Below are 25150 nucleotides of genomic sequence, written 5' to 3' on the forward strand. Positions count from 1 at the left end.
TATGAGTTTTAAAATGATAGATTATAACGATGTTTTAAAAGCTATTAGAGAGCAAAAAAAGTATTTATTGATTGGCAATGGTTTTAGTATGGCATTTAATTCTGCTAGGTTTTCGTTTACAAGCTTACTTGATAATGCTATTGATAGAGGCTTGATAACTAAAGAAAGTCCAATTTATAAAATTTTTACTCAATTTGATACAAAAGATTTTGAAGAGGTTGTTAAACTATTAGAAACATCTACTAAAGTTTTAAAAACCTATGGAGTTTTATCAAAAATTGATGAAAAAAAGATTTTAGATGATTCTAAGTCTTTGAAAAAATATCTTGTTGATGTTATTACAAATAATCACCCTGACAAAATAACAGAGATTTCTGATGATAAATTTTTTAATAGTGCTAATTTTATTAAAAATTTTGAGAAAGTTTATACTTTAAATTATGATTTATTACTTTATTGGAGTTGCATCAAGCTTCAAAGCTTCATAGAGGAAAAACGAATAAAAGATTCTGCTTTAGATATTAGTGATGGATTTTATGACCCGCATGAACAAACTACTGATTATGTAGTATTTGGTAATGATGGAGCATCTCAAAATATTTATTTTTTACATGGAGGATTACATATTTTTGATAAAAAAAGTGAAATTATAAAAAATACATATTCAAGAACTGACAAGTCATTAAAAGAACAAACTCTTGAAAATTTAAATAAAGATATTTATCCGATTTTTGTATCAGAAGGCACAAGTGAACAAAAAAAAGCGAAGATTATTCATAATGCTTATTTGAACCATTGCTATAAAAGCTTAGCAAGTATTGGAACACAAAATAGTAGTTTAGTGATTTTTGGAACATTGCTTAAAAGAAACGATATACACATAAGAAAAGCAATATTAAAAAGTAAAGTAACAAGTATTTATATTGGTGTATCAAATGAGGATGAAGCTAAAGAATTTGATGATTTTATAGAGCAGTCTTCAAAGTTAAAAAAAGCTAAAAAAGTTTATTTTTATGATTATAAAACTGCAAAAGTTTGGAGATGAATAATGGAAATAGGTAACTTAAAATAATGACTAATCAAATCAAAACAAATATCATCATCTACAACACCGCAGACGGTAAAGTCTCTGTTTCACTTCTTGCAAAAGACGGCATGGTATGGATGAGTCAAGCCCAGATAGCAAAAAAAAGGAATGAGCCAAAATGAGCATAACTAGAAGTAACGACTATGTTATATCTCTCATTAAAGAGTTGATTAAACAGCCAAATGAAACGGAATGGTTAGAGTTTAAACACAACAATGATGATAAAGAGATGATAGGCGAATATATAAGTGCCTTATCAAACTCAGCAGCACTCAATAGTAAAACAAATGCCTATATGATATGGGGCATTGATGATGCAACACACAAAATACTTGGAACTACTTTTAAGCCATCAGTTACAACCAAGGGCAATGAAGCCTTAGAAAATTGGCTATTAAAGCTTCTAACTCCAAAAATAGATTTTAGATTTTATGAAGTAACGATAGATGAGAGGGAGGTGGTATTGCTAGAAATAGCACCTGCCAATATCAACCCTGTTACTTTCAGCGGGGTGGAATATATACGGCTAAACTCTCACAAAAAGAAGTTAAAAGAGTTGCCAGAAAAAGAGAGGGAACTTTGGAGAGTATTTGACAGAATTCCTTTTGAAAAGCAGATAGCAGTGGATAATATCGATGATAGTGAAGTTTTAAATTATTTAGAATATACAAAATATTTTGAACTGTTAAACTTGCCATTGCCAGAGAATAGGCAAGCTATTTTAGAAAGCTTAACAAATGATGACCTCATAAAGAGAACTGAAAATGGAAAATACTCCATAACAAACTTAGGTGCTATTCTTTTTGCAAAAAATTTAAATAGCTTTAGCAATCTAAAACGCAAAGCGATTAGAGTTATACAATACAAAGATAATACAAAATTTGAAACCATCAAAGAGAGAGAGGGTGCTAAAGGATATGCGGTTGGATTTGAAGGCTTAATCGATTATATAAATAATATATTGCCTTCAAATGAAGTTATCAAACAGGCATTTAGAGAAAATATAAGAATGTATCCTGAACTCTCAATTAGAGAGATTGTAGCCAATGCCATTATTCATCAAGATTTTTTTCAAACAGGCAGTTCTGTAATGATTGAAATCTTTTCAAATCGTTTTGAAGTGACTAATCCTGGAACACCACTTGTTGATACCGATAGATTTTTAGACTCTCCTCCAAAATCACGAAATGAGGCTTTGGCTTCTTTTATGAGACGAATCGGTGTTTGTGAAGAGAGAGGCAGCGGTATTGATAAAATAGTAATGCAAAGTGAAATCTATCAACTTCCCGCTCCTATATTTGAAACGACCAATGAGCATACGGTAGCAATATTATTTGCTCACAAAGAACTTAAAGATATGGATAAATCAGATAAGACGCGAGCTTGTTATCAACATGCGAGTTTAAGATATATTCAACGAGACTATATGACCAACACTTCTTTAAGAGAAAGATTTGACATAGATAAAAAAAATATTTCTATGGTTTCAAAAATCATTAATGAAACGCTTAAAGAGAAAAAAATATTTATCTATGATGAGAGTGTTGGAAGCAAAGCAAGAAAGTATATACCATGGTGGGCAAAATGATTTTAAATTTGCTTCACCGTTGTTTCATTAAAAACTTAAATTTTACTGAACACAGATATAGAAAAGCCTATATCAAGTCTTTTGACGTGATAAATTTGCTTGATGATTGTTTGATTTACAAGCAATTTATGAAAAAAATATCCAATCAAAACATTAAAGATTTGGGCAAAAAGTGGTTTGCGTTTTCAAAGTTTGAGATTGGAACTTTAGGGAGTGTAAGAAAATGAATGAAAACAACATAATCATCTACAACACCGCAGACGGTAAAGCTTCCGTTTCACTTCTTGCAAAAGACGGCACGGCGTGGATGAGTCAAGCTCAGATAGCCGAGCTTTTTGCGACGACAAAACAAAATATCAGTCTGCATATTCAAAATATTTTTGAAGAGGGAGAATTAGAGCAAAATTCAGTTGTCAAGGATTACTTGACAACTGCCCGTGATGGCAAAAACTACTCTGTCGCTTACTATTCGCTTGAGATGATTTTAGCCATCGGGTTTAGAGTACGAAGTAAACGCGGCACACAGTTTCGTATATGGGCAAATAACAACCTCAAAGAGTACATGATAAAAGGGTTTGTTATGGATGATGAACGGCTTAAAAATCCAGATGGCAAACCTGATTATTTCGATGAACTTTTGGCTCGTATCCGAGACATCCGCTCATCCGAAAAAAGATTTTACCAAAAAGTACGAGACCTTTTTAAACTAAGTAGCGACTATGATGCCAGTGATAAAGCTACGCAACTGTTCTATGCCGAAGCTCAAAACAAACTGCTCTTTGCTATTACGGGACAAACAGCGGCGGAAATTATCGTAAGCCGTGCCGATGCATCAGAGTTAAACATGGCACTTACAAGTTTTAAAGGGTCAATTGTTAGAAAGCAGGATATTTATATCTCTAAAAATTATTTAAGTGAAGATGAGCTTGATAGTCTCAACCGTCTTGTTGTCATATTTTTAGAAACGGCAGAGTTTAGAGCAAAAAACCGTCAAGATATTACGATGGATTTTTGGAAAAAGAATATCGACCGTATTATCGAGTTCAATGACAAAGAGGTGCTCAAAGGGCATGGAAGTGTTAGCAATGAGCAGATGAAAAAAATGGTTGAATCTGTTTATGAAACTTTTGATGAAAAACGAAAAAAACAAGAAGCTATAGAAGCGGACAACCAAGACTTAGAAGAGTTACAACAGATTGAAGTGAAGGTGAAGAAACGATGAATTTATCAGATGTAGCAAATCAATTAGTTTCATTACAAGAAAATATCGTACTTATTTATGCGTTTAATGCCACAGGTAAAACTAGACTATCCGTCTCATATAAAGATGAAACAAAAAAAGTAAATGGTGATAAACATTCAGGTGTTTATTACAATGCTTTTAGTGAAGATTTATTTGTCTGGGATAATGATAATGAAAATAATGAAGAAAATATTCGTTTAAAAGTACTGCATAGTAGTTTAAGTAAATTTCATAGTTTATTTACAGAAGAAGAAATTAGAGAAAAATTAAAACCATATAATCCAAAATATGATTTTAGATTTGAGATAAATGATGCAGAAAGAGGAATTGAATCAATTACTTTTTTTATGCCAGAAGATGAAGATACAAATATAAAAATTTCAAGAGGTGAAGAGCGTATATTTGTTTGGTGTTTCTTTTTAGCACTCTTTGAAGTTGAAGGGTGGGCAGATGAACAGTCTAAACATTTTTTTATTGACGACCCTGTTTCAAGCTTGGATGATCATAATATTTTTGTAACGGCAATAACGCTTTTTGATTTAATCTTAAAACATTTTGAAAAAAGAAAAATTATTGTAACTACACATCATTTAGGGTTATTTTCAATTTTGGCAGATTGGTTTGAAAAGGGAAGTAATAAGGATAAATTTTATAAAAATCGTATTCCACTTTTTGAGATATTCTTTTTAAATAAAAAAGAAAATGGTTTATTGTTAGAAAAACCTCAAAGTGGTGTGTATCTTTATCATCTTTTTTTATTAAGAGAGTTAAAAAAAGCAAAAGATGAAAAAAAACTATTAACATATCACTTTGTATTATTAAGACAAGTTCTTGAAAATATCTCTTCATTTTTAGGTTATGGCAATTTTAGTGCGGTATTGGGAAAAATTGAATTGGAAGATGCCTCAAGAATTGCTGATTTAATAAATGCAGAATCTCATAAAAAAATATACAATAATCAAACAGTTCAAATGGTTCCTGATAATGTGACAACTTTTAATGAGGTTTTAGAAAAATTAATTAATAAATACGAATTTAAAATATAAATGGAAAAATAGATGAGCGAAGAAGAAAAAAACAGACTGGGTCAAATCCTTTGGGATATAGCTAATGATTTACGAGGGTCTATGAATGCGGATGATTTCCGTGACTATATGCTTTCGTTTTTATTTTTGCGTTATCTATCGAGCAACTATGAAAACGCTGTAAAAAAAGAGCTTGGGTCTGACTACCCAAAAGTAGAAGAAGATTCAAAAGCGATTCCTTTGCAAATTTGGTATGACGAAAATCCCGACGACGTAAATATGTTTGAAAAGATGATGCGCAAAAAAGTGCACTATGTCATACCTCCGGAGTTCACATGGGATAGTATCGCCGAGATGGCACGCACACATGATGCAGAAATGTTTATAACACTAGAGAAAGGGTTTAAACATATTGAAGAGGAGTCATTTGAGAGTAGTTTTCAAGGTCTCTTTTCAGAGATAAACCTAAGTTCGGAAAAACTGGGTAAAACTCCTCCCGACCGCAACAAAAAGCTTTGCGACATCATCAGCAAAATCGCCAATGGGATTAAAGAGTTCTCAACTGATAGCGATAAATTAGGCGATGCTTACGAGTACCTCATAGGACAGTTTGCCGCAGGAAGCGGCAAAAAAGCAGGAGAGTTCTATACGCCTCAGGCGATTTCTACTATTTTATCTGAAATTGTTACCCTTGATGCTCAAGACCCCCGCACGGGCAAAAAAAGCAGACTTGACAAAGTTTTTGACTTTGCTTGTGGTTCTGGATCACTTCTTTTAAATGTCAAAAAGCATCTGGGTAAAGATGGAACCATCGGAAAGATTTACGGTCAAGAGTCAAATATAACTACTTATAACCTCGCACGGATGAATATGCTGCTTCACGGTGTTAAAGATAATGAGTTTGAGATTTTTCACGGTGATTCCTTAACAAACGACTGGGATATATTGCAAGAACGAAATCCAAACAAACAGATGAAATTTAACGCTATTGTGGCAAATCCACCTTTTAGTTATAGATGGGATCCAAAAGAGGAGATGGCTAAAGATTTTCGTTTTGCTTCTTATGGACTTGCACCAAAATCTGCGGCTGATTTTGCATTTTTGCTTCATGGATTTAACTTTTTGGCAGATGATGGAACGATGGCAATCATCTTGCCTCACGGTGTACTGTTTCGTGGCGGTGCAGAGGAAAAGATTAGACGAAAACTATTAGAAAAAGGGTATATCGATACGGTTATCGGACTGCCTTCAAATCTGTTTTTCTCAACTGGTATTCCCGTATGTATCTTAGTGCTTAAAAGATGTAAGAAATCTGATGATGTTCTGTTTATAAATGCAAGTGAGCATTTTGAAAAAGGTAAAAGACAAAATAAACTACTCCCAGAACATGTTGAAAAGATAGTCTCTACTTATCAATATAGAAAAGAAGAGGAGAGATACTCTAAGCGAATATCACTAGAACGCATCGAAGAAGAGGGCTATAACCTTAATATTTCACGATACATCAGTACGGCAAAAGATGAGAGAAAAATAGACTTGAAAGAAGAGCATAATAAACTTGTAGATTTGGAAAAAGATATAGCGAAATATATAAAAGAGCACAATGAGTTTTTAAAACTACTTAAACTAGATTTATTGCCCTAGTTAATATAACACCGATAACTTACATGACAAATAGCCATACATTTTATAACTCTTCATTTTTCTTGCTAGTATGTTTGTAATTATTTGATTTTTTAGGAGCATATAGATGATAGAAAAAGAGCTTATTCACAGCTTAACTCAAAACTTTGAAGATTTTGTAAATAAAACAGATGACGGTGTCGAGTTTTGGTTGGCGAGAGATTTGCAGCATCTTTTAGGCTATACCGAATGGCGTAATTTTCAAAATGCTATCTCAAAAGCAAAAACAGCTTGTGAAGTGTCTGGTCAAAATATTGCAGACCATTTTGTTGACGTCAACAAAATGGTTGAAATAGGCTCTGGTGCGATAAAAGAGGTCGATGACATCATGCTTACACGTTATGCGTGTTATCTTATAGCCCAAAACGGTGAGAGCAAAAAAGAGCAGATTGCTTTTGCACAAACATACTTTGCCCTTCAAACAAGAAAAGCTGAGCTTGTTGAACAAAGACTGTTGGAAAATGAGAGAGTGGAAGCTAGAGCCAAATTAGCTCAAACAGAAAAAGAACTATCAAAAGTTATTTTTGAACAAACGGGAGGCAATGAGAATTTTGCACTCATTAGAAGCAAAGGCGATCAAGCACTTTTTAACCGCACAATGGCACAAATGAAAGAGAGATGGAATATTAAAAACAAACCTTTAGCCGATTTTATGCCGACAATTTTACTCAAAGCAAAAGATTTTGCAACGGAAATCACCATCTACAATGCAAAAGAAAAGAATATGAAAAATGAAAATCAAATTTCAAATGAACATGTAACTAACAATAAAGCGGTACGAGAAACCCTCATCTCTCGTGGTATTGTTCCCGAAAATGTAAAGCCCGAAGAGGATATAAAAAAAGTTGAGAGAAAACTTGCTAGTGAAAAGAAAAAAACTTTGGATAGCAAAGACAGTTTGAAATAAGGAAAAAGGCAATGAATAATCAAATCAAGTCAGACATAATCATCTACAAAGATATAAACGGAGAGATAAAGCTTGATGTATCGCTTGAAAACGATACTGTGTGGTTGAGTCAGAAGCAGATGTCTTTGCTTTTTGATGTAAATGTTCCTGCGATAAATAAGCATATAAAAAATATTCTTGCAGATGGAGAACTAAATAGTTCAACTATTTCCAAAATGGAAACAGTTCAAAAAGAGGGGAAAAGAGAAGTTAAACGGGAAGTAGAGTTTTATAACCTAGATATGATTATCTCGCTTGGTTACAGAGTAAACTCCAAAAGAGCTACAAGCTTTAGAGTATGGGCAACAAAAGTCTTAAAAGAGTATCTAGTAAACGGCTATGCTATTAACCAAAAAAGGCTGGAGCAAAAAGGGCTCAAAGAGTTAAACGAGACTATATCGCTCCTGCAAAATACTATCTCACAAAGTGAGCTTGAACTTCATGAAGCCAAAGGGCTGTTGGATGTAATACTAAACTACTCTCGTACTTGGTCACTTCTGCAAGGGTATGATGAGGACTCTTTACATGTAAATGTCGAGACAAAAGAGGCAAAGTTTGTTTTGGATTTTGATGAGGCAAAAGAGGCTATCGCACAGCTCAAACATGAGCTAATGAAAAAAAGCGAAGCCACAGAACTTTTTGGGCGAGAAAAGGCTGGAGAGTTTAGCGGAATAGTGCGAAATATTTACCAAACATTTGGCGGCGTCGATCTGCTCCCTAGCGTAGAAGAGAAAGCGGCAAATCTGTTCTACTACATCATCAAAGGGCATCCGTTTAATGACGGCAACAAACGCATCGGTGCTTTTATGTTCATACTCTTTTTGTCTAAAAACAATATGCTTTATAAAAATAGCGGTGAGCTAAAAATCAACGATAACGCCCTTGTGGCACTTTCACTCATGACTGCCAAAAGCGACCCAAAACAAAAAGAAACCGTGATAAATCTGATAGTAAATATCTTGGGGGAATAGATAGACAAACAACTTTTAGAGCTACAACATAAAAAACGGTAAAGGAAAAAAAATGGTTTCAGTAAAATATCTTCATCAGGTTCAGGCACTGTTGCTCTCAGGATTTATGAGTTTTATCATGTCGGGAGCAATTACATTTATTAATTTAGGGTTAGTAGATAATTTTGTCTCAATTTGGATACATGCGTGGTTAGTTGCGTATGTAATCGCATTTCCGACAATACTGCTTGTATTTCCTTTTGCTCGCAAACTTGCGATGAAGATTGCATCAAGATAAAAAAATGTCTAAAATAGTAATCTTTTTTATACTGATTTTACCTCTGTTTGCCAAAGAGCCGAATTTCGGCAAGTATGACGGAAGTGCTGTTATTTTAGATTTAAACAGCTCAGAAAAAACAGTTTTTGGAAGCAGAGCGGATGAGAGACTTAGCCCGTGTTCAACTTTTAAAATCCTAAACTCGATGATAGCTCTTGATAGCAAAGTAGTAAAAGATGAAAACGAGGTCATTAAATGGGACGGAGTGAAGCGTGAGTATGATGTGTGGAACAAAGACCACTCGATGCGTTCTGCCATAGCGGTATCTGCCGTTTGGTTTTATCAAGAGTTGGCACGGCGGGTTGGTAAAGAACAGATGAAAAAAAGCGTAGAAGCCGTAAATTATGGAAATATGGATATTTTAAGCTCACTTGAGGGCTTTTGGCTGGGCAGTGGAAGTATCAAAATCTCTCTAAATGAACAAGTTGATTTTCTCTCACGACTTATGCGTAATGAATTAGTATTTCCACAACATGTAATGGATAAGGCTAAGGATATTATCACTTTAGAAAAGAACGATATTTACCTGCTTGGCGGAAAAACGGGAAGCTGCGCAGGGGTAGGCTGGTTTGTGGGTTTTATGCAAAACCATGACAAAACTACCGTTTTTGCTTTTAATATAAAAGGTGAAAGTGCAAATGGAACGGAGGCAAAAAAAATTGCTTTGGAGTATTTGAAAAGATGAGTGGTTACAAAATTTTCCAAAGTATTTATTTCGATTTTTGTGGAATATTGTAACTAAAACAGTATGTATAATTCGCTTTAAATTAAAAAGGCAAATCTGATATATAATGAATGACACAAAAAACACTAAGCGTTATTTTATCGGCATGATTGTAGCGATGCTTCTATGGGGTGTTGCATGGACTGCAGGTAAGATGGCGGCAGAACATTCAAACGCCGAAGTTGCCGCTTTTTGGCGATATGCCATATCTTTTATAGCTCTTATTCCTCTGCTTTGGTATCTTAAAACACCGTTAAAAACCGATAGAATCGGACTCGTTTATATGTTTGGAGCAGGGATTTTAACATCTTTGTTTAACTACCTCTTCTTCGCAGGACTCTCGCACGGAGCGGCTGGCTACGGCGGAACTATGGTTACTTCTCTAGCACCTATTTTTACATATTTGATGTCCATCGCTATTTTGGGTACAAAAGTCTCGACAAGACAAGTCGTGGCACTCTCAATTGGCATCTTCGGAGCGCTTATATTGCTTCGAGTTCCGTTTGAGGGATTTGCATTTTTAAATATCCAAAGCTCATACTTTTTAGGATGTGCGATTGTCTGGGCGCTTGTTACCATTCTTTCGCACAAGGCTTCTACAAAAGCAGACCCTATGTTTTATACGCTTGTTGTTTTTGGTATAACAGGCTTTATAAATATGATATTTGCGCTGCCTCATCATCCGTTTGATTTTGATGCTTATGATAGTGTTTTCTGGTTCACAATCATCTTTATAGGAGTATTTCCCGGAACATTCAGTACGGCACTCTATTTTGTTTCGGCAGGCAAGATAGGAGCGCATAGAACGGGAGTTTTTATGTTTATAGTTCCTATCGGTGCTATTGTTTCAAGCTGGGTTGTATATGATGAAAACATAGCTTTGTCCACAATAATCGGCTGTTTGCTTGCTTTTTTAGCCGTTATGCTGTTTAATATGAAAAAGGTTTAAAATGCAACAAAAAAGTTCTTTAATAGCTATTTTAGATGACAATTAAACATAAACAGCAGGTGGGAAAGACCTATCTATTAGGCATAAATACTACTAAGTCTCTTTGATAAGGGATAGTCTTGCATCCAATCGACTTGATGTGATATGTATCCCCGATTTGGTGCATCGTTTGACGTATAAGTTTGGACATCAATTCCAGAGCCATATTTTCTTGAAAAAGCGTTGTCGATAATTTGTGCAAGTTTTTCTGTTAAAGCTTCACCCTTTAGGTTTTGTAGTTCGTTAGAATTATATGCACTATTTATAGCTTCTCTTGCTGTCGATGAATTACTGCCAAAACTAGTACTTCCGTCACTCCAAAGTACTCCTATGATATTGTTTCCTGAGCGATAAACGGTATGTGCTTTCGTTTGTGCCTGTTGTTCAAGCGCCTGTTGCCTTTGTGATTCGCTAGGGTCTTCAAGGGTATTTTTTATCTCTTTTATGTTTGAATCAAAAAGTTTTTTTTGAGGCATATCAAGTGCTATTAACGAGCTAACGGGAATTGATTGTATGCTCATATTTACTCCTTTGATTTTAAAGGTTCTTTAAACGATTTTACATTTCTTTTTTATTAAAATATAACAAGCAATAATAATTCCAATATTGTTATAATTGCTTAAATAAAGGCAGCTTATTTATTGCCAAATCTAGAATATTTAGGACAAAAATTAAGCATTGACAACTCTTACCAGTACGGTTCTGTTTGCATAGACAAAAGTGTAAGAGGAAGCGGAGTTTTGGAGGAGATTTTTGACTTTGCAAGAGAAGGAATGTCAAAAAAATACCCAATCTTGGTAACTTTTATAAACAAGATAAATCCACGCTCCTACGAAGCGCATACCAGAAAGCTTGGTCCTAAGTGATAAAAGAGTTTTCTTACAACAATAACAACTACTACGAACTGACTTATGACACCTCTAAAATATCTCCTAAAGGCAAAATTACCTAAAATACGCTTAAATAAGAGAAGGATATCAGATGCCGTTTTCAAAACTCGGACTTTCACAAAATTTACTACATGTAGTAGAAAAAAGCGGCTTTAGTAAACCGACTCCCATTCAAGAAAAAGTGATTCCGCTTGTGTTAGAGCGTCATGACATAATGGCAAAAGCTCAGACGGGAAGTGGGAAGAGTGCTAGTTTCGTTTTGCCTATTTTAGAGCTTTTGTCTCGTAACAGCTATGAGGGAAAAGCAAAGATAAAAGTGTTAGTTTTGACTCCTACTAGAGAACTGACTCAGCAGATAGTCGAAACCTTTAATACTTTTAGTTCACTTATGAGTAAAAAACCAAAAGTAGTAGGTGTAATCGGCGGAGAAGGCATAGGTGAGCAACTCTTTGCCATCCAAAAAGGGTGTGACGTTCTAGTGGCAACATCAGGAAGGTTTCTTGATATTTTGAGTAAAAAGCAGATGAATCTCTCACATGTAGATTTTTTTGTTCTTGATGAAGCAGATAAAATGCTTGATTTTGGGTTTGCCGAGGAGCTTGAGCTGATTCTTGAAGCCCTGCCGAAAAAGCGCCAAAACCTGCTTTTTTCAGCTACATATCCTCCTAAAATGCTCTCTATCGCTTCAAAAATTACACAAAATCCTATTAAAATTAGTATAGAGCATGAAGAGCCGACGGTTGATAGCATAACCCAACGTGCCATTTTGGTAAAGCGCGAAAACCGCGCACCGCTTCTTAGACATCTGCTAAAAAGTCAAAAATATGAACTTGTACTTGTATTTATGTCAAGCAAAAGAGCCGCTGAGAATATTGCCGCGAAATTCAGAAAACATGGTTTCAGGGCTGAGTCGTTTCACGGCGACTTGTATCAAGAAGATAGAAACTATACGTTAGAAGAGTTCAAATCAAAAAAACTTCAAATCCTTTTTGCAACCGACTTAGTTTCAAGAGGATTGGACATCAACGATATTACATGTATAATCAACTTTGACCTTCCGCGCTCTGCTGCTGATTATATACACCGCATAGGACGAACTGCAAGAGCGGGTAAAAAAGGTATCGCTATCTCGTTTATAGACCATGAAGATGAGGCGCATTTTCGCCTAATAGAAAAGCGCTCAAATATAAAGTTGCAGCGAGAGCAGATAGAGGGCTTTGAGCTTTTAGGAGAAGCACCAAAAAAAGAGAAGGGCAAAGAGCCTGTTAAAGGTAAAGGCAAAAGCAAAAAGGACAGAGCAAGAGAAGCCGCGGCAGGACAAAATTTAACTTAAAAAAGTCAAGTAGATTTTTATAGTGTAGTGCTATTAACCAGAGGGATGATATAACGTATATTGAAAATTCATTTAAAGGAGTTTTCATGAAACGAATTATCAATATTTATACGGAAAATAAAAACAGCGTTCAGCATTATGTTCGTGCAACTATGGAGAGTTTTTATCCGACTTCAACTAGTATCAAAGATTTGACCCATTTTTTTGATTATGAAAAATCTGCCGAAATTATATATGGTGTTAATGCCGAGTTTGTTCAATCTACACCGAGTATAGGTAAAAAATATACGGACGATAGCAGAGATGGAGCAGATAAATCTTTTTATTTTAAATGGGTCAGTTTCCAAGAAGAGTCTATACATATTAGCAATCCGTACCTTAATCACGCAACAGGATTACCTACATTAACGGCAGTAAAACGTAACGGCGATGGCTATATTGTCGTAGATTTTGACATGTTAAAGCTCTTAGAAGAGCTTCGTTTGATTGAGCATAACAGCGCTTTTGAGAAAATCAATACATACATTATGGGCGGCGGCGGTATTTTATTGGCAATCGTCTCCGTGTTTTTAATCTTATACGGCGGATTTATATTTTTTCACATGCTTTTTACTCAAAACACTGCAGAAGCAGTTATGCATGAGATATTTACATCCGTAATTTCGATTACAATTGGTCTCGCCATCTATGATTTGGCAAAAAATATTTTAGAGAATGACGTTTTATTTAAAACATTTAATTACGGTAACGATTCGCAAAGTAAAACACTTAGTAAGTTTCTTACCTCTATTATTATTGCACTGTCTATTGAGTCGCTGATGGCTGTATTTAAGATTGTTTTGGATGATTACAGCAAGCTTATCAATGCTTTTTATCTAATAGTGGGCGTAACTCTTTTAATAGTCGGAACGGGTGCGTACAATATGTTTTCACGCAAGAGTAAGTAAGCATCTAAAAAACAAAAGCAATGAGCGTTAGCTCATGCTTTTAAAACAGATAGTTTAGTTCTAAACGTGTATCAAGAGTGTCGGCATAAGGTTTTTTAGTATCAAGATAACCTATTCTTAGACGCCACTGCAAATCCTGCATTGAAGGTATATTTTGTACAAAACCTGCATAGTAGTAGTTTTCGTCATAATGACCCTTATTTTCATCTGCATCGGTGTGTGTCGCATAAAAACGCATATATAAATCTTTATACATGCCTGTAGTATTTGCATTAATCATCAGCTCCACTTGCGCACTTTTTTGATTTGCAAGCCAATTAACACGAGTTAGGGAAAATGTATATCCGGATGTTAAAAAACCTCTCCACGGAGATATCAAATCCGCTTCGTCCATTACTTGCGAGTAGGCAAATCTTAGTTTATAGTTTTTATATTCGGCTACCAAACGAGCCATAGCCATTTGAGAATTTAAAGAAGTCGGGTCTTTATAACCGCTAGGTGTCGCGTCAATCGCCGCACCTCCTACTTCTCCCGCGCCGTTATCAAACTGTTTTATGTACCTAACACCTGAAGTTATTGAAAAATCATTTGTTAAATTAACTTTATAATTACCCTCAAGCATAGCTTCTGATACAAGTTTCAAAACACTGTAATATGCGGCATCTATTTTTAACTTTTTAATTGAACTGTTATGCGCATCAAGAACAATTAGCGGTGCGTCTGTTGGTTTTCCTGCTGTTTTTAGCGCTGTGTAGGTTAAACCTTTATGCATAGCATTGTCGTCATTTGTACTCCATGCAGGATTTAGTGATGATGAATAGGCCGAATCTCCGTACATTAAAACAGAATTTGCATCGCTCTGCCCGCGGGTTTTTTGTTCCGTTATATAAGCAAGTGTCATAGATGTTTTTGGGAGCGCTTTTGTTGAAAAAACCGCTGCGTCAAACGTATTTGGAATCATTGCAATATCGTTTGACTTTGTAAAAAAGGTTTCAACAAGCTGTCGCCCGACCTTTATTTGGCTATCTTTAATTCCGCTGTAACAAAGATATGCCTGTCCCAAAACGGCTATATCGTCAGAGCCTGTATTTGTTTTGTCAAAACGGCTAAATACGTCTTTAGCTGATTTTAATTTTGATATATCGCTATCGGGAAGACTTACAAATCCGCGGCTATAATAAAGACCCGTTTTAAAATCAAAATCATTATAAATCGCACTTTGGTAAATAAGTGAACCTCCTAAACCGCCGGCTACGTAATTTTTTTGAGTCGCATTCTCTTTTTCCCAGTTCAAGAAATAAGTATTAGAGCGAAGCCTTCCGTAAAAATCTCCCTCTTTGAACATTTCGTAAAAATTATTTGCAACTTTAGGTTTTTGGTTATAAACTTCTACATAATTGCTCTTTAGCGTTCGTTTGGGTAAAGCTTCATCTGCCAAAGCGCTTAGGGTTGTGCTAAGAAGCATTGCCGATATTATACAGTTGTGCAAAACTTTCCTTTTCATATCGTTCCTTTTCGTAGTATAAATATATATATAACGGTATAGAAATTTTTAGATAAAATCTCTAATATTGAGTTGTCTGCGACGAAGTAATCTATATTGAATCAAAACTCTCAATTATATGAAGCGAAGTATATTATTTTATATAACGTAATGTCAAGTTAATTAAAAAAAGTAAAATTAAATCAAAAGATAGTAATATGCTAAACAATAGCTATATAGTAAAAGGTTGCGGATGTTAAAAAAATATTATTATCAACTCTTTTTGATAGTTCTAGCATTTATAGTTTTTTACAGTAACGACTACAAGATTATAATAGCAGGTGTTGCCATATTTTTAATAGGTATGGTTTTTATGGAAGATGGATTTAAACTATTTAGCGGCGGTCTTTTAGAGAAGATTCTACATGTAAGCACCGACACTCTTCCAAAAGCGATAGGCACGGGTATTTTGGCTACGTCTATTATGCAAAGTTCATCTTTAGTTTCTATAATCGTTATCTCATTTTTAAGTGCTGAACTCATAACCCTAAGCGGTGCAATCGGCGTAATATTCGGCTCAAATATAGGAACAACTGCTACTGCATGGATAGTTTCATCTTTTGGCGTAAAGATAGATATAGCTACTTATGCAATGCCTATGGTAATCTTTGGAGCAGTCCTTAAGTTTTCAGAGAGCAAAAGCTATCAGGGAGTCGGAAAGATACTTCTTGGACTTGGGTTTGTTTTTCTTGGAATAGCATACATGAAAGACGGATTTGAAGTTTTACAAAAAGGAATTGATCTCTCAAAGTTTGCAGTTCATGGTTATTTCGGTGCTTTGGTTTACATATCGCTTGGACTTGCCGCGACTGTTATAATGCAGTCAAGCAGTGCCACAATGGCGTTAATCATAACCGCTTTGGCAACCAATCAAATCATCTATATAAATGCTCTTGAACTTGCTATCGGTGCAAATGTAGGTACCACTATTACTGCAATACTCGGCTCTATCTCTTCAAATTCAAACGGCAAAAGAGTAGCTGTAGCGCACTTTATTTTTAACATAACTACTGCGCTAATTGCAATAGTTTTTCTTTATCAACTAAGCGATTTTACAATCTTTTTAGCCTCAAAGATAGGTATTAACGATAGTGATTATGCGATGAAGCTAGCACTTTTTCATACTATCTTTAATCTCATCGGCGTGATTGTAGTTTCGCCTTTTACGCATCAGTTGGTAAAATATCTCCAAACGCTTTTTATAGAGGTTAACATGTACGCTCTAAAACCGCTTTATCTTGATAATGTAGTTATACATGTACCCGATGCCGCAATAGAGTCGATAAAAAAAGAGACGATTCATCTTTACGACAGTGCGGTTGAAGCGATTTCTCACTCTATGTTTTTGCATAGACATAAGTTTATAAAAAGTGCAGATATAGAGAGTGCGGTAAAAAATTCAGAGATAAGCATAAACACGGATATAAACGAGTTCTATACAAATAAGATAAAGTCTCTTTACGGTGACATCATACACTATTCTACGCTTTCGCAAGAAAATATGAACGAAAATGATAAAAACAGGGTTTATGACCTTAAACTTGCTTCGCGGGATATTGTAGAAGCTATTAAAAATATGAGAGATTTACAAAAAAATATTTTTTACTATCTAAAATCAAAAAACGCATACATCAAAGAGGAATATAACAATCTAAGAGTGTATATAGCTAAGACGATAGATGCTATAGAAAAGCTAAAAGAGCATGACGATGATTTGGATATTATCTCTTCACTTGAGCTGCTAAGAGAAAATATCAAATCCCTAGACAGTATAAAAAACTCTAAGATAGACATACTTATAAGGGAAAACAAGATTGACTCAAAAATGGCAACTTCTCTTATCAACGACAGTGCTTTTGCCTATGACGTATCACGAAAACTTATAGAATCGGCTACAATATTGTGGATTAAAGATAAAGAGATAAGAATATTAGGAGTAAAAAATGAAAATTGACAAAGTGTTTAAGGGGATAGAGAAGCTTTTTTTCAGCGAGATAGACGATGAGAAAAAAAGAGAAAAATTAAAAGAGAAGCTTTTTGAAAAGATTGAGCAGACAAGAAAAAAGATAAAAAGCAAAGAGTGTTCAGATGAAGAGCTTAATGATTTAAAAGATAAGCTCTATATACTTAAAAAACTGCTTGATAGAGTTTAGAGTTCGGCTTTAGGGGCTGAAAAATGGTACCCTTGAGAGTAATCTATTCCTAACTCTTTTACCGTATTAAATATCTCTTCATTTTCAACAAACTCAGCAATAGTTTTCATACCGAGTTTCTTTGAAAATTCGACAATTGTTGAGACTACTATGAGCGTGTTGTTGTCTGAGTTTAAATTTTTTATCAGTGAGCCGTCTATTTTTAGATAATCTGCTTTTAATTTTATAAGATACTCAAAGTTGCTGTATCCTGTACCAAAATCATCAATTGCTATTTTACAATTATATTTTTTTACCTGATTTATAAAGTTCATGACACCTTCAAAATTTTCAATGGATTCTGATTCTACTATCTCAAAAACTACTCTTGAACCTATGTTGTACTCTTGAAGCATATTTAAAATATATTCAGAAATCTGCTCATTTAAAATATCTTTTATAGATAAGTTTATAGAAAACTCATTATCCATATCTTTGAATTTCTCAAATGCTTGATGAATAACGGTTTTGGTAATACTAAAGTATTGTCTGGTTTGTTTAGCAATGTCTAAAAAGAAAAACGGAGATATAACTTTGCCGTTATCTATTATCCTAACTAAACACTCGTACTTCTCATAAGCTAAGTTTGAGTTGTTGACAATGGGCTGAAAGTAAGTAACTATGTTGTCGTTGTTTATAGCGTCTGATAATTTTTTCGACCAATATATATTGTTTTCATACTCATGATTTAGAGATATAGACTCATCATATACAAGGTAGTCGATATTATTTTTTTTCGCAACTTTTAACGCCATATTTGCACTTGATAAAAGATGCGCTTTGTCTTCAAAAGAGATTCCGCAACTGTAAGAGATAGCTATCTCCTCCTTTTGTACTGTGATTCGTTCTTTGACAAGGTCTAAAATATCTTTAACTTTTGAAACTAATGCATCTTTATGATAGTCAATAGCCAAAACAACAAACTCATCTCCTTGAAGTCTGTAAAATTTCAGATTACTATTATTTTTTGCAATGTGGTTATATATCTTATTTGCAATCGATATGATAATCAAATCCCCGAATTGATGCCCGAAAAAGTCGTTAATCTGTCTAAAGTTGTCTATGTTGAAAATGGCAAGAGATAGATTTTTTAACTCTCTCATGTCGTTATTTAGTCTAAATCTGTTTCCGCACCCTGTCAAAGAGTCTGTTCTTGCAATCTCTTCAAACTTCTCTCTTTGTTTTACAATTGAAGTTATGTCATGTCTAATTGCTATGAACTCTGCAATCTCTGCGTTTAGGTTTTTTATAGGTATTATTGTTGTTTTTGTCCAAAAATCAGCTCCTGATTTTGTTCTGTTTTTCATAATACCTTTCCAGACATTTCCGCTTGATATAGTTTTCCAAAGATTTCTATATAACTTTTTATTAGTATCTTTTGAACTTAAAAAACTATGATTTTTGCCTATGAGCTCATCTAGCGTATATCCGCTGATTTCTAAAAATTTATCATTTACGTATGTAATATTTCCTTTTATATCGGTTCTTGATAATATAGTACTCATATCAATTGCTTTTTCATACTCTTTTGTCAGATGCATTGAAGAGTTAAAATTTTCTACGGATATCTTTAGCTGATCTTTAAAGTACTCCGATATCTCTTTTTGCTGCGTTATATCCGTTCTTATAGCAATAAACTCTATTAGTTCACCGTTGCGGCTAAGGATTGGATTTATAACGGCTTGTACCCAATAAATAGAGCCGTCTTTTTTGAGATTTTTAATTTCGCCAAACCAAGGCTGTTTTAAATCTTTAATAGTATGCCATATAGATTTGAAAATCTCTTTTTGGGTATCAGGATGTCTGACAATACTATGAGGTTTGCCTATAAGCTCCTCTTTTGAGTAACCGCTGACACTGCAAAACTCGTCGTTTACGTAAGTAATTATCCCTTTTGCATCTGTCTTAGATACTATAAAGCTCCTATCTACTGTTGATTTATACTGCTCAAGGAGTGAGATAGAGTTTATATATTCCTCTTCTAACATATCTGCAGAAGATAAAATTTTTCTAATAACTATTGTTATTAAAAAAACAAGTGATATAAAGGTATATATTATAAACAGCGTAATTGCTGCTATTTTATAAAAAATAGAGTCTAATTTTTCGTTTATCTGTTTATTTACAATGCTAAAGAGTTTGTCTTCCACTGTTTTTAGCATATTTATAGAGTTTGTTGATTTTTTAAACCAGTAGGATGGTTCTACGTTAAAGTTCGTAGTGTTTTTATTTTTTATAACAAACTCTATCATTCTTCTTGTTTCATTAAGATCTTCGCCGCCGTAGGTTGCTTTATAGAAGTCAAACAGCTCTCCGGGCGCAATATTTTTAAAATCCATACTATTTAGTTTGCATATTTTGAGTTGTTCGCTTAGCGAGATAAAGGTCTCGTCCGAAATCTCGTTTTTAGTAAAAATTTCAAGTAAAATTGCTCTGATTTGACCCATGCTCTCTTTAATCATAGCCAGACGAGTGTAAGCTTCGATAAAATTTCTGTTTTCTATATCGTTCATTGAAGAGGGTATAGTTTTTATAAAATTTAGTAGTTTTTCTATATTTTTTGTATATTTGTCTCTAGCCTCAGCCGCAGACATAGTTAGAGAATCTATATCTTTTCTGATTATTTTTGTTTTATTTAAAACATTGACTATATCGATGTAGTCATTTAAATTTGCGTTAGAAAATATTAGATTTGCCCTACTGCTTGCTTTGTCTAACTCTTCTCTAGCAGATAGAAGGGTCGCATCTTCTACATGTATGCCTCCGCTTGAAATAATTCCTGCCGTAACGCCTCGCTCTATTTGCATAAAGTGAACAACTTTGGAGACGGCTTCTGTCTCTTCTATATGATATTTTGTAAGTTTAAGACTGTTTCTATCTTCTATAAAAGTGTTTAAAATGATAAATGAGAGTACAAAAATATATAAAACAGGCACAGACAAAAGAAAAAGTAATTTTGATTTTAAATTTAACATTAAACAACTACCTCTTTTAAAAAATTATAAAAACCTGAATAATCATTATAAACAAACACAATTAATTTAGTATTAATTTATACTTTTTATTACCATACGAGCATAAACATTGCTTGAAGCACATTTGATTTAGTATCGGTATTTTTAACACGGTAGTAGTGCCATTCGGTTCCGATATATAATTTGCCGCTTAGGGGTAAGTAACCCAGTTTATACAGAAGCTTGTTCTGCGATAAAAAATCCTCTTTAGTCCAGTCCGTAAAACCATCAAGTGTAAAGTTTGTATCAAAGATATTTCTGCTTATATAATTTGCAGACAATTGAGATGTGTGTTTACCGAAGTTTTGATTTTTTTTATAAAAATTAAGTCCAAATACATCAAAGCCTTTAATCTCTAAATCGCTTCCGACACCATATAAAGTAGCATAATAGTCTTTGAACTTATGTAGTTGTCTGTTGTACTGAGCGGCCATAAAGACATCTTTTACAAACAAAAACGACATGTTACTGCCACTTACCTTACTTAGGCTTATACGCGGTGACAGCTCAAAATATATATCAGATGATTTGTCGTCATATTTAAATTTTCCATCAGTTAGTGCAAAGTCAACAAAACCAAAAAAATCACCGTAGGCATATGTAGAGAAATTTTCTACCGTTATAGTATGTTTGCCTCTGCCAAGAGTATCAAAAACGCTGTTGCCGTTAAAGTTACCGTAAAGATATTGAACATTTGTCGTAGAAAAAGCGCTAAGTGTATTGGTAAAAATTAAAAATATCAAAAGATGCGGTAATTTCATTTATAACTTTCCTTTTAGAATTTCTTCTATTTCCTTTGCAGGAGAAGGTTTATAGTACAGATAACCTTGAATTTCACTACAACCGTTTTCAAGTAAAAAATCACGCTGCAAAGTTGTCTCTACTCCCTCGGCTATAACATTAAGATTTAAATTTTTTGCCATTGATATAATAGTTTTTGTAATCTCAACGTCATCTGCATCATCAGGAATATCCATTATAAAAGATTGATCAATTTTTAGTTTGTCGATAGGAAGTTTTTTTAGATAAGAGAGTGATGAATATCCTGTACCGAAGTCGTCAATTGCAAGTTTTATCCCGAGTTCATTTAACTCATTTAGTTTTTTAATAGATTTTTCCGGGTTTTTCATAATTTTACTCTCCGTTATTTCATAAGAGAGCCAAGAAGTATCTATATTGCTACTCTTTATAATATCTTTTGTATGTTCTATAAAACCGTCATGTTCAAGTCTAAGAGCTGAGAGATTTAGTGAAAGCACACCTGGATTTAGCCCTTTGTCGTACCACTTTTTAAACTGAGAGATAGCCTCTCTCATAACCCATTCGTCAAGTTCGATAATATAACCGCAATCTTCGGCTAAAGGTATAAATTTAGCAGGAGAAACCATACCCATATCAGGATGATTCCATCTTACAAGTGCCTCCATTCCAATTATTGTTTCCTTTTTAGCATCTATCTGCGGTTGATAATATACATGTATTTGATTTTTCTCAATTGATTGGCGAAGCTGTGTCTCTAGCACGATACGCTCAAAAGCTTTTTCAGTCATGTCAGACGTGTAGAACTGATAGTTGTTGCGACCGCCGTGTTTTGCCTTATACATAGCGGCATCGGCATTTTTTATAAGAGTATCTGCATCAACACCGTCATTTGGATAGATTGAAATCCCTATGCTTAATGACACATATAATTGTTGATTATCTATAATCATCGGCTCTTTAAGCGAGTGCATGATATTGTGCACTATGGATATAATCACATCAAGATTACTGAAATGTTCAAGAATAATCGCAAACTCATCGCCGCCGAGACGTGCAACCGTGTCGCTTTGGCGAATCATATTTTGAAGTTTTTTTGCAACGCTCTCAAGAAGTTTGTCGCCTACAGTGTGACCAAGAGAGTCGTTTACCTCTTTAAAGTGATCAAGGTCTATAAATAAAACTGCAATATTTCCGCTTACTCTTTTTACATTTTTCATAGATTGGTTAAGACGGTCTAAAAACAGAACTCTGTTGGGAAGATTTGTAAGCGAATCATGTTCTGCTTGATGTTTTAGTCTGTTTTGAATCTCTTTTAGCTCGGTTATATTGTGCGCAGATTCGATGATACCGTAAATTTCGCCGTTCTCGTCTATAAGAGGTACAGCGGTAAGTTCAACTATTATCTCTTCGCCAAAGAAGGTTGAATGTTTATGGATTACTTTTGTCCGCTCTTTTGTTTGCAATACATTTTGTAGAGGACACGGATGTGAATTTCCGTTGCACGGCAATTGCTGATGATGAGATATTTCATAGCATTTAGGCGATAGCGGATTTTGAATAATTTTCTCATCTATCATCTCTCTTGCGGTATTGTTCATAAGAGGTACGCTGAAATCTTTGTAGATAACCATAATCCCGCTATTAACGCTGTTTATAACCGTTTGCAAAAAGTCATGCTGTTTTTGCAGTTCTTTTTCCGCTTTAATTCTGGCAGAGATATCAAATATAACAGAATACATGTATGTTTTGCCGTCTATCTCCAAAGGACCTGCAAAAACTTCTATATCGCGAATTTCTCCGCTTGATAAACGGTGCTTAAAATAAAAACTGTTTTTTTTCAGTGTTTGAGCATTGTTTATCTGCGCTTGTATCTCTGTTGGAGTTAAGGTATTTATCTCATAAAGATACATTTTAGTAATCTGCTCATGTGAATAACCGTAAAAAAGTTCGGCGCTTTCATTGCAGTCAACTATTTGCTGAGTAACAGGGTCTATTATAAGCCAAACTGCAAGGTTTGATTTAAATAGTGATTTATAGCGTTGTTCACTTTTTTGCAGCTCGTCTTGAATAATTATACGTTTTTTTATCTCTTGTTTCATTTTCAAAGACCAAAAAAGTATGAAAAATATAATCAAAAGCATAAAAAGTGCTATGTAAATAGCTAACATGTAGTCTGACTTTTCCACATACTTTTGTTGTTTTACCCATTTATCTAAGATAATATTTTTATCTTTATCTTTTATACTGCTTATGGACTTGTTTATAATGTTAAAAAGTATAGGCTCATCTTTTGATACAAAAAGTGCCAATTCCATTGAGATTGGAGTTTTGCCTACTATTTTTAGATTAGAAAGAGCCATATCTGCAATTGTATAATTAGCAAGAACCATTGATGAGAGCATTACATCATATTTTCCTTCTGAAACACCTTGCAACCCTTCTTGAATATTTTCTACTTCAATAAATTTGATTTGCGGGTACATGTTAAAGATTTCGGATGTGTAACCGTAGTTTTTAATAACTGCTATTTTTTTGTTTGCAATGGAGTTTAAATCTTCTACATAGTTGTTTTTCATATCCATTACTATAACAATCGGATTTTTAATGTAGGTATTAATGGGGTTGAATTTTTTCCTTAGTGTAGCATCTGCCATATCGCTTGATACGACTTTAGCTTTTTCATTCATTGCACTCTGAAGCGACTCACTCCAAGAAGATGTAGGAATAGTTTTAAATTTAAGTCCGCTAATGTTTTCAATAAATTTTAAATATTTAAAAACTATTCCGACGTAGTTGCCGTTTTTATTAAAAGCTTCATACGGGAGCTTATTCGGGGAGCCTGTAAAAGTAATCGGTTTATTGTTTTTTATCCACTCTTTTTCTTCTTGCGTCAACTCTATAATAGATTTCTCGGAATCATTGATTGATTTTTCATCAAATATAAGCTTGTCTGAACTTTGGTTTTTGTCCAGTTCACCGTTTTTGATTAACTGTTTATATGTTTTTAATACAAACTCTTTGTTTACATCGCCGATATCATAAAGGTCTAAAAGCATAAGCTCTTTCGTTACTTTTGCTTCATATTTAAAATGTTCTATCGACTTGTTCGGTTGGTATTTTTTATGAATAATTTGTACAGTTTCATCTATATGCTCAAATGCATACTCCCACCCTTTTTTGGTTGCGGATAAAAAATTCTCTATCTGTTTAGGACTGTTTTTTGCTCTGTCATGTTGTGTAAAAAGATTATTGGCACTTGTTGAGAAGCCATATTCTACCGGGTCTATAATATTGTAAGGTACTTTTTTTGCATTAAGCTCAAATAACTCGTTTGAGCTAAAAGCTGTAATGGCATCAGCCTTATTTTCTATAAAATCATTAACATGATAAGTTTGTTCTATAAAAGAGGTATTTTCTTTATTTATATTAAAATAGTTTAGTAAGATTGAGAGTGAACTATTGGTTCTGTCACTTTCGCTAATCATAAACTTTTTACCTTTTAGATCTAAAATTGATTTGATTTTTGGTTGAACTGCAATAACCAATGGGGATCTTTGAAAATAGGTAGCAAGTAGCGTTACGTCATGTAATTTTTTATCTTTATAAGCAATAACGGAGTTAATTAGTGCATAGTCAACTTTGTCGTTTTCAAGTTCGTTTATAGGGTCTATGTCTTTGTACTCAATCATTTCAACGTCAAGGCCGACATCTTTGTAGTAACCAAGTTCCTTTGCCATGATAAATCCGGCAAATTGAAACTGGTACTTCCATTGCAGTTGAAGTTTTACTTTTTGAAGCGTATCTTCTTGTGAATAGACAAGACCTTGTATAAATATTAGAATTAAAAATATTTTTAAAAGCATTTTTTGGCAATTTTCCGTATGTATCTAAATATAAC

The 25150-nt window shown here is 34.0% G+C and carries 21 protein-coding genes; 16 read left to right on the forward strand and 5 right to left on the reverse strand.

What is annotated here, in order from left to right; all coding sequences use genetic code 11:
- Position 1: 1 nt before the first annotated feature.
- The 11 genes from A2530_RS08480 to A2530_RS08530 all read left to right on the forward strand — a co-directional run bounded on the left by A2530_RS08480 (position 2) and on the right by A2530_RS08530 (position 10532).
- Positions 2 to 1045 (forward strand): DUF4917 family protein, encoded by a 1044-nt coding sequence (locus A2530_RS08480; RefSeq protein WP_294883162.1) that lies wholly within the window; start codon positions 2 to 4, stop codon positions 1043 to 1045.
- A 26-nt stretch (positions 1046 to 1071) separates the two neighbouring features.
- Positions 1072 to 1209 (forward strand): hypothetical protein, encoded by a 138-nt coding sequence (locus tag A2530_RS08485; protein ID WP_294883160.1) that lies wholly within the window; start codon positions 1072 to 1074, stop codon positions 1207 to 1209.
- Entirely contained in the window at positions 1206 to 2675 is a 1470-nt protein-coding gene (locus tag A2530_RS08490; protein ID WP_294883158.1) for an ATP-binding protein, read from the forward strand. The genes A2530_RS08485 and A2530_RS08490 overlap by 4 nt, the downstream gene beginning before the upstream one ends.
- Before the next feature lie 223 nt (positions 2676 to 2898).
- Positions 2899 to 3897: a virulence RhuM family protein gene (locus A2530_RS08495; protein ID WP_294883154.1), complete on the forward strand. Its 999-nt coding sequence runs from the start codon at positions 2899 to 2901 to the stop codon at positions 3895 to 3897.
- Entirely contained in the window at positions 3894 to 4964 is a 1071-nt protein-coding gene (locus A2530_RS08500; protein WP_294883152.1) for an AAA family ATPase, read from the forward strand. The genes A2530_RS08495 and A2530_RS08500 overlap by 4 nt, the downstream gene beginning before the upstream one ends.
- Positions 4965 to 4976: 12 nt before the next feature.
- Entirely contained in the window at positions 4977 to 6587 is a 1611-nt protein-coding gene (locus tag A2530_RS08505; protein WP_294883150.1) for a type I restriction-modification system subunit M, read from the forward strand.
- Between the two features lie 106 nt (positions 6588 to 6693).
- Entirely contained in the window at positions 6694 to 7533 is an 840-nt protein-coding gene (gene dinD / locus A2530_RS08510; protein WP_294883148.1) for a DNA damage-inducible protein D, read from the forward strand.
- 11 nt (positions 7534 to 7544) lie between these two features.
- The gene (gene rhuM / locus A2530_RS08515; RefSeq protein WP_294883145.1) at positions 7545 to 8543 is read left to right on the forward strand and encodes a RhuM family protein; all 999 of its coding nucleotides are present in this window, start codon (positions 7545 to 7547) and stop codon (positions 8541 to 8543) included.
- Positions 8544 to 8595: 52 nt separating this feature from the next.
- Positions 8596 to 8820: a DUF2798 domain-containing protein gene (locus A2530_RS08520; protein ID WP_294883142.1), complete on the forward strand. Its 225-nt coding sequence runs from the start codon at positions 8596 to 8598 to the stop codon at positions 8818 to 8820.
- Positions 8821 to 8824: 4 nt separating this feature from the next.
- On the forward strand, positions 8825 to 9544 hold the full coding sequence (locus A2530_RS08525; RefSeq protein WP_294883141.1) for a penicillin-binding transpeptidase domain-containing protein: 720 nt from the start codon (positions 8825 to 8827) through the stop codon (positions 9542 to 9544).
- Between the two features lie 106 nt (positions 9545 to 9650).
- A complete protein-coding gene (locus A2530_RS08530) occupies positions 9651 to 10532 on the forward strand; it encodes a DMT family transporter (RefSeq protein WP_294883139.1) in 882 nt (293 codons plus the stop codon).
- Positions 10533 to 10609: 77 nt separating this feature from the next.
- On the opposite strand, the gene A2530_RS08535 is transcribed toward A2530_RS08530, so the two are convergent.
- Positions 10610 to 11092: a hypothetical protein gene (locus A2530_RS08535; protein ID WP_294883137.1), complete on the reverse strand. Its 483-nt coding sequence runs from the start codon at positions 11090 to 11092 to the stop codon at positions 10610 to 10612.
- A 120-nt stretch (positions 11093 to 11212) separates the two neighbouring features.
- Between A2530_RS08535 and A2530_RS08540 the strand changes: the two genes are divergently transcribed.
- From A2530_RS08540 to A2530_RS08550, 3 genes are all read left to right on the forward strand, one after another.
- Positions 11213 to 11437 carry a hypothetical protein gene (locus tag A2530_RS08540; protein ID WP_294883135.1) on the forward strand — a complete coding sequence of 75 codons (225 nt, stop codon included), beginning with the start codon at positions 11213 to 11215 and terminating at the stop codon, positions 11435 to 11437.
- 115 nt (positions 11438 to 11552) lie between these two features.
- Positions 11553 to 12794, forward strand: a complete 1242-nt coding sequence (locus tag A2530_RS08545; protein ID WP_294883133.1) for a DEAD/DEAH box helicase — start codon at positions 11553 to 11555, stop codon at positions 12792 to 12794.
- Positions 12795 to 12880: 86 nt separating this feature from the next.
- Positions 12881 to 13741 carry a hypothetical protein gene (locus A2530_RS08550; protein WP_294883131.1) on the forward strand — a complete coding sequence of 287 codons (861 nt, stop codon included), beginning with the start codon at positions 12881 to 12883 and terminating at the stop codon, positions 13739 to 13741.
- Between the two features lie 40 nt (positions 13742 to 13781).
- Here the strand turns inward: A2530_RS08550 and A2530_RS08555 are convergent, their stop codons facing one another.
- Complete coding sequence (locus A2530_RS08555) at positions 13782 to 15245, reverse strand: hypothetical protein (protein ID WP_294883129.1); 1464 nt, start codon at positions 15243 to 15245, stop codon at positions 13782 to 13784.
- A 232-nt stretch (positions 15246 to 15477) separates the two neighbouring features.
- Between A2530_RS08555 and A2530_RS08560 the strand changes: the two genes are divergently transcribed.
- On the forward strand, positions 15478 to 17238 hold the full coding sequence (locus A2530_RS08560; RefSeq protein WP_294883127.1) for a Na/Pi symporter: 1761 nt from the start codon (positions 15478 to 15480) through the stop codon (positions 17236 to 17238).
- Complete coding sequence (locus A2530_RS08565; RefSeq protein WP_294883124.1) at positions 17228 to 17437, forward strand: hypothetical protein; 210 nt, start codon at positions 17228 to 17230, stop codon at positions 17435 to 17437. Before A2530_RS08560 ends, A2530_RS08565 begins: the two co-directional genes overlap by 11 nt.
- Here the strand turns inward: A2530_RS08565 and A2530_RS08570 are convergent.
- The 3 genes from A2530_RS08570 to A2530_RS08580 form a co-directional block, all read right to left on the reverse strand.
- A complete protein-coding gene (locus A2530_RS08570) occupies positions 17434 to 20451 on the reverse strand; it encodes an EAL domain-containing protein (protein WP_294883121.1) in 3018 nt (1005 codons plus the stop codon). The genes A2530_RS08565 and A2530_RS08570 overlap by 4 nt on opposite strands.
- 89 nt (positions 20452 to 20540) lie before the next feature.
- On the reverse strand, positions 20541 to 21251 hold the full coding sequence (locus A2530_RS08575; protein WP_294883118.1) for an outer membrane protein OmpK: 711 nt from the start codon (positions 21249 to 21251) through the stop codon (positions 20541 to 20543).
- Positions 21252 to 25115 (reverse strand): EAL domain-containing protein, encoded by a 3864-nt coding sequence (locus A2530_RS08580; RefSeq protein WP_294883116.1) that lies wholly within the window; start codon positions 25113 to 25115, stop codon positions 21252 to 21254.
- Positions 25116 to 25150: the final 35 nt, after the last annotated feature.

Source organism: Sulfurimonas sp. RIFOXYD2_FULL_34_21, from assembly GCF_001830805.1.
GTDB lineage: Bacteria > Campylobacterota > Campylobacteria > Campylobacterales > Sulfurimonadaceae > Sulfurimonas.